Below are 6,141 nucleotides of genomic sequence, written 5' to 3'. Positions count from 1 at the left end.
TGCCAAGAATCTTGGCGTCCCCTAGGGGATTCGAACCCCTGTACCCACCGTGAAAGGGTGGTGTCCTAGGCCTCTAGACGAAGGGGACAGGACTTACAACTAAATCGTCGTTTTGGTGGAGGTAAGCGGGATCGAACCGCTGACCTCTTGCATGCCATGCAAGCGCTCTCCCAGCTGAGCTATACCCCCATTTCGGTGTTCTTTTTGTCGACCACCAACGAAGAATTGAGATTATGAAGGTGTTTTTATCTTTGTGCAAGTCTTTTGAAGAAAAAAACCAAAATAAAGTGAAAAAACTTCAGAGGGGCTGCCAGAGGGGAGGCATGGGGCAGGCAGAGGAGGCGATACCCCCGGCGTGCGGAAGCCGAAAACAGGGCTCAGGGTGAGCCTGAAATGCGCTTGTATCTTTTTGTTTTATACGGAGTTTTGTATCTTCTTTGTGTCATAACATTTCATTTGTGGCTCAATAGAAGGAAATGCTTTCAACTATTAGCGTCGTTTTTTTGTCCCTTTCAGGCTCGTCTAATTCCCTTCTTAGGCGCATAAATGCAGGGTTTGTGAGAAATTTGCGCTGCTCTGTAATCTAATGATGGTATGCTTCGTTGAGTAACATTTCACCTGCAATAATTACGTTTTGTAGGCCCCTCACTTAGCCTGCATTTTTTTATTTAATGGCGCTATGTCAGCAAAGCAGTGCATATCATCACCTCTGCCTGTTCCAGTGGATGCACAAAGACGAATCAGTTTGAGTGCTTTGCTGATTTGGGTGCTGTTGGTCTGGCTGTTGTTGATCTCCGCAACGGTTACTGTCATTTACAAGCAAAACCAGGCAGAAATTCGTCTGCAGGCAAGTAGCGGCCTCCTGCGCCAGCTCTCTGATATCAGCTATTCCGTGGCGCTGGCCGCGCCTTCCAGTTCGACGCCTGCCCGTTTGCGCCACTTGGATCAGCAGTTCCAAGGGGTGGCGCAGTTGTTGCGCGATGGCGGGGTAGTCGATGGTGTGGTCCTGGTCCCGCTGGACAAGCCCTTGCTGGGGCTGGTCTCTCAACTAAGTAATGAATGGCAGCGGCGCTTGATGCGTCTGGATTTTCCGGTCAGCTCCGAGCAAGTGCTCTTGCCAGCGGCCAGCCTGAACGCGGAAGACTCGTTATTTCGTCATAACACCCAGCAATTGCTGGATGCGTTTGATGCCTCGCGTGAAAGCGTCCGCTCGCAGCACCGCTGGACGGTGTTCTTCATGCTGGGTCTGGATTTGATCGCGCTATGTCTGTCCTACTTCATGTTGCGTGCGTGGGCAGCCGATCCCTTGCGACAGCTGGTGGCTCAAGGCCAGGCTTTTACTGGCGGCAATTACCGTGCAAAAAGCACCAGTTCAGGCACTAGTGAAACGCGTTATTTGTCGCAGATTTTGAATTACTGCGGTTTGCAGATTCAACAGCTGGATGCGCAGCTTTCTATTCAGCAGCGCAATTTGTCCCAGCTCAACGCCATATGCCGCAGTTTGAGCCACAACCCTTTATTGGGAGTTTATTTATCCCGCGATGGCCGCTTTGATTTCGTCAATAAAAAGCTGGCTGAGACATTGGGATATAGCCGTGCACAATTGCGCCAGGAGTTCACAGTTGATCAAGTCTTTCTGTCGCCGCGATTTCCTTCTTTGACTCAAGTGGTGCCCGATTCGCGTTCTGGTGGCAGCAGTTTGCGCTATGAAACGCGGGCATTGCGTTATGACGGCAAATCCATTGATGTCGAGATCTGTGCCATTCCCATCGAGCTCGAGGGCCGTATGGGCATGGTGGCAGTAGTGCAGGACATCACCACGCGGGTGCGCAACGAAGTGACGGGTCGTTTGGCGGCCGTGGTGTACGAGAACACTTGCGAAGCCATTGTTGTAACGGATCGTTTTGGCCATGTGGTAGATGCCAACCCGGCGTTTAGCCGCATCACCGGCTACGAGCTGGACGAAGTGCGGGGCCGCACCTTGTCTATCCTGAACTCGGGGCGTCAGGACACGGAGTTCTACCGCAAGATGTGGCGCGAGATTTCGGAAACCGGGCGGTGGCAGGGCGATATCTGGAATCGACGCAAGAACGGCGAGGATTTTGCCGAGCGTTTGACCATCAGCACTGCCTGGAACCCGGATGGCACGGTGTATCGCCATATTGGCTTGTTCACCGACATCACCAGCCATAAGAAGCGTGAAGCGCAGATGTGGAAGCAGGCGCATTACGATCATTTGACGGGCTTGCCCAATCGGCAGATGTTCCAGGATCGCTTGCAGCAAGCGCGCGAGCAGTCGCGTCGCACAGGCTTGCCTTTCGCGCTGATCTTTATGGATCTGGATTTTTTCAAGGATGTGAACGACTCCTTGGGGCACGAGAAGGGCGACGTCCTGTTGCAGGAAGTGGCTCAGCGTTTGCAGCGCTGTGTGCGGGTAACAGATACCGTGGCCCGTATTGGTGGTGACGAGTTTACCGTCATCATCTCGGATATCAGCGATACCTCGATTGTGGAGCGCACTTGTCGCTGTTTGCTGGACACGATTGAAGAGCCTTTCCAGTTGGGCAAGAACTCGGTGTCTGTTTCTGCCAGTGTGGGAATCACGCTGTTCCCCGAAGATGGCGATGATGCCGGCCAGCTTTTGAAGAATGCGGATATGGCCATGTACGCCGCCAAGGCTTGCGGCCGTAATCAATACTGCCGCTTCCTGCCTGCCATGAGCGAAGCCGTGGAAGCGCGTCTGCGTTTCTCGCAGGATTTGCAAAAGGCACTAAGCGAGCAGCAGTTCCAGCTGTATTACCAACCCATTGTGGATTTGCGTACAGGGCAGGTCACCCGTGCCGAGGCCTTGATACGCTGGGAACACCCGCAGTTGGGCTTGGTGCCCCCTTCAGAATTCATTCCGTTTTCCGAAGATTCCGGTCTGATTGTGCTGATTGGCGAATGGGTGTTCGAGACGGCTGCCCAGGCCGCGGTGAAACTGCGCAACGAGCTGGACCCCGGTTTCCGGGTCAGCCTGAATGTCTCGCCCGCGCAGTTCAAGCTCAATGGCTCCTGCGCGCGCGAGTGGGTGGAGTATCTGCAAACCCAAGGCATTCCGGGCGATGCGCTGGTGGTGGAAATTACCGAGCGCTTGTTGCTGGACGATCAGGGGCAAGCCTTGCAGCAGTTGCGCTCCTTGCGGGAGTACGGCATGAGTGTGGCGCTGGATGATTTTGGCACCGGCTACTCCTCTCTGTCGCACCTGAAGCGGTTTTCCATCAATGTGCTCAAGATTGATCAGTGCTATATCCGCAATCTGGCCCTGAGCAGCGAGGATCTGGTGCTGACTCAGGCCATGATTGTCATGGCGCAAAAGCTGGGCTTGCGGGTAGTGGCAGAAGGTGTGACCAGTCACGAGCAACTGGATTTGTTGAACAACGCCGGTTGCGACTATATGCAGGGCTATTTGTGCTCTACGCCCATCCCGGCGGATGAGTTCGTGGACTGGTGCAAGACTTGGAATCGGGAGCGTGCCGGTGGTTTTGCCGCGCGCTTGTACCCGAATGCACCGCAGGCTTTGCAATAGCAGAATCCTTTCAATCCCTGCTAGCGCAAAGCCTGCCGTGAGTTTGTTGGTGCTCAGTCCTGACGACGAGAGCGCCAGGCAAAAATAATCAGAAGCAGGCCTGCCCAGATCAAGAAGGGCAGATTGCCGTATTTCACGTAGGGAGTCAGGCCTGTTGTGCCTTGAACTTCCACATCCAGCACACCCGGCGTCAGGGGCGGCAGAACCGCACGAACACGGCCATAAGGGTCAATGGCGGCTGTCATGCCGGTATTGGTGGCACGCAGCATGGGACGGCCTGTTTCCAGAGCCCGCATACGGGAGATCTGCAAGTGCTGGCTCAAGGCCCAGGAATCGCCAAACCAGCCCAGATTGCTGATGTTCAACAGCAAGGTAGCGCCTTCCTGGCCAGGACTGCCTTGCACGGCCTGGATGATCTCTTCACCAAACACGTCTTCATAGCAGATGTTGGGGGCAACACGACCCTCCGCCATCTTGAAGGGCGCTTGCGGCAAGGCGCCACGATGGAAGTCCCCCAGCGGGATATTCATCATGTCCACAAACCATTGAAAGCCGGTGGGGATGAATTCGCCGAAAGGCACCAGATGATGCTTGTCGTAGTAGCTGGCCGTGCTATTGATGATGTCCTGGGGCCGAGTCTCGGGGCTGATCAGCAAGGCGCTGTTGGTGTAGCTCAGCTTGCCGTTGACCGTGCCACGGTCCATGGGGACACCCAGCACCAGATTGGCTTGATGGCGCTGAGCCAGTTCCGTCCAGCGCAACCAGAAGCTGGTTTCCAGGCGGTTTTGCAACACGGGAATAACGGTTTCAGGCAGAACAATCAGGCGCGGCGCGTCTTCGGGGGTCTTGGCCGGCAGGTTTGCCAGCTCGTAGTAACGCTCTATACCTTCGCTCATATTGGGGCCGAACTTGGCGCTTTGATCGATATTGCCTTGCACCAGGCGGGCAATAAAGGGCGCGCCATGGGGCTGGACCCAGGCAATATGCGGCAGACTGATCCCGATCAGGCCAAAAATCATGGCGATACCAATGCCGATCGCGCTGGAAGGGCTTTGGTTCTTGTCTTTGGAGGCGGCAAACTGGGCAATCACGGCGGCGCTGAAAGCCGACAGCCAGGCCAGGCCATACACACCCACAACGGGTGCCCAGCCGGTAAACATCCCTTCTGCGTGGGCGTAGCCGATATTCAACCAAGGAAAGCCGGTCAGCAAATTGCCGCGCAGCCATTCGCTGAGTGCCCAGCAGCTTGCCCAGCCTGCTGATAACAATAATCGTGGTAGCCAGGAATCACTATCGTGCTTGGGGCGCAGTTTTTGCCAAACCGCTGAAGCCAGAGCAGGAAAGAGGGCCAGGGCGGCAGCCAGCAGCAAAACGCCCAGGGCGGCCATCCAGGAGGGCATGCCACCATACTGGTGCATGCTGATGTACAGCCAATAAACCCCTACGCCAAAATGCCCCAGCCCAAACAGATAACTGCGACCAAAGGCCTGGCGCACGGACGTCGAACCCATGATCTGCGAGCAGGCAATGGCCAGCAAGGTGATCTGGTAGAAGGGCAGAATCCAGGATGGCAGCGGGCCAATGGAAAAGGACAGGGCATGCAAGCCCCCCAGGACCAGCAGTAAAGCGACGCCAAGCGCCTGGGGTAAAGGTTTGGAATCAGGCTTGTTCAAGATTAGGCTCGGCGGGTGTGGCTCGCTGAACGTGCAACCAAAGGGCTCGTTTGGCATCCGCACGGACAACCGTGAGGCTGATGCCATCAAGCTGGGCCACATCGCCCCGGCGAGGGATATGTCCCAATTCGGACGCCAGCCAACCACCTACGGTGTCAAAGTCGTCGTTAGGGAGGTGGGTCTGGAAGGCTTCGTTGAAATCGGGGATTTCAGTCAGTGCCATGACACGCCAGCTGTCGGGGCCGGCCTGGAAAATGGTCTGCTCGGCGTCTTCATCGTATTCATCCTCGATGTCGCCTACAATTTGTTCCAGCACGTCTTCCATGGTGACCAGGCCTGCTGTACCACCGTGCTCGTCAATAACGACGGCCAGGTGATTGCGGCTGCCACGGAACTCGTGCAGCAAGACGTTCAGGCGCTTGGTCTCGGGAATGAATACCGCAGGGCGAATCAGCGGGCGCAAATCCAGCGTGGGATTGGCGATCGAGAGCAGCAGGTCCTTGGCCAGCAAGATACCGATGATATTGTCGCGCTCCGTCTCGTAGATCGGAAAGCGGCTGTGGCCCGTTTCAATAATGATGGGCAGCATCTCGGTCAACGGCTTGGCGATGTCCAGCATATCGATCTTGGATCGGGGCACCATGATATCGGCCACTGTTTTGTTGGCCATATCCAGTGTTCCGGCGATCATGGACAGCGATTCGTCGTCGATAACTTTGCGGGCGTGGGCCGCAACCAGGACAGACTTAAGGTCTTCTCGGTCTTCGGGTTCGTGACGCCGATTGAAAAAAGCACTTAAGCGAGAGATGGGATTGTTTGAGCTGGCCTTGGAAGGGCGGGGCTCGGGGTCGGGAGCAGAGTCTGACATTGTCCGAAGGACGAGTTAAGGAAGAAACAAGC

The 6,141-nt window shown here is 55.7% G+C and carries 3 protein-coding genes and 2 tRNA genes; 1 reads left to right on the top strand and 4 read right to left on the bottom strand.

The features are described 5' to 3' along the window. Positions 1–12: 12 nt before the first annotated feature. Both ACLPGZ_RS07935 and ACLPGZ_RS07930 read right to left on the bottom strand, forming a co-directional pair. Positions 13–88 (bottom strand) — tRNA-Glu (locus ACLPGZ_RS07935). A 25-nt stretch (positions 89–113) separates the two neighbouring features. Then, positions 114–189: transfer RNA gene (locus tag ACLPGZ_RS07930), tRNA-Ala, on the bottom strand. Between the two features lie 556 nt (positions 190–745). Here ACLPGZ_RS07930 and ACLPGZ_RS07925 point away from each other — a divergent pair. Continuing rightward, positions 746–3,568 carry an EAL domain-containing protein gene (locus ACLPGZ_RS07925; protein ID WP_239055142.1) on the top strand — a complete coding sequence of 941 codons (2,823 nt, stop codon included), beginning with the start codon at positions 746–748 and terminating at the stop codon, positions 3,566–3,568. A 53-nt stretch (positions 3,569–3,621) separates the two neighbouring features. Here ACLPGZ_RS07925 and lnt read toward each other — a convergent pair whose 3' ends face one another. After that, positions 3,622–5,241, bottom strand: coding sequence for an apolipoprotein N-acyltransferase (lnt, locus tag ACLPGZ_RS07920; RefSeq protein ID WP_239055143.1), 1,620 nt, complete (start codon positions 5,239–5,241; stop codon positions 3,622–3,624). Beyond that, entirely contained in the window at positions 5,228–6,109 is an 882-nt protein-coding gene (locus tag ACLPGZ_RS07915; RefSeq protein ID WP_009463852.1) for an HlyC/CorC family transporter, read from the bottom strand. Before ACLPGZ_RS07915 ends, lnt begins: the two co-directional genes overlap by 14 nt. Positions 6,110–6,141: the final 32 nt, after the last annotated feature.

The organism is Alcaligenes sp. Me129 (genome assembly GCF_050487245.1).
Lineage (GTDB): Bacteria > Pseudomonadota > Gammaproteobacteria > Burkholderiales > Burkholderiaceae_B > Alcaligenes > Alcaligenes phenolicus.
Note: the sequence above shows the minus strand (reverse complement) of the source record. Positions and strands in the feature narration are given on the sequence as shown.

Excerpts from the sequence above, each read along its gene's own strand:
- ACLPGZ_RS07915 (WP_009463852.1), bottom strand. The coding sequence starts at position 6,109 with ATGTCAGACTCTGCTCCCGACCCCGAGCCCCGCCCTTCCAAGGCCAGC.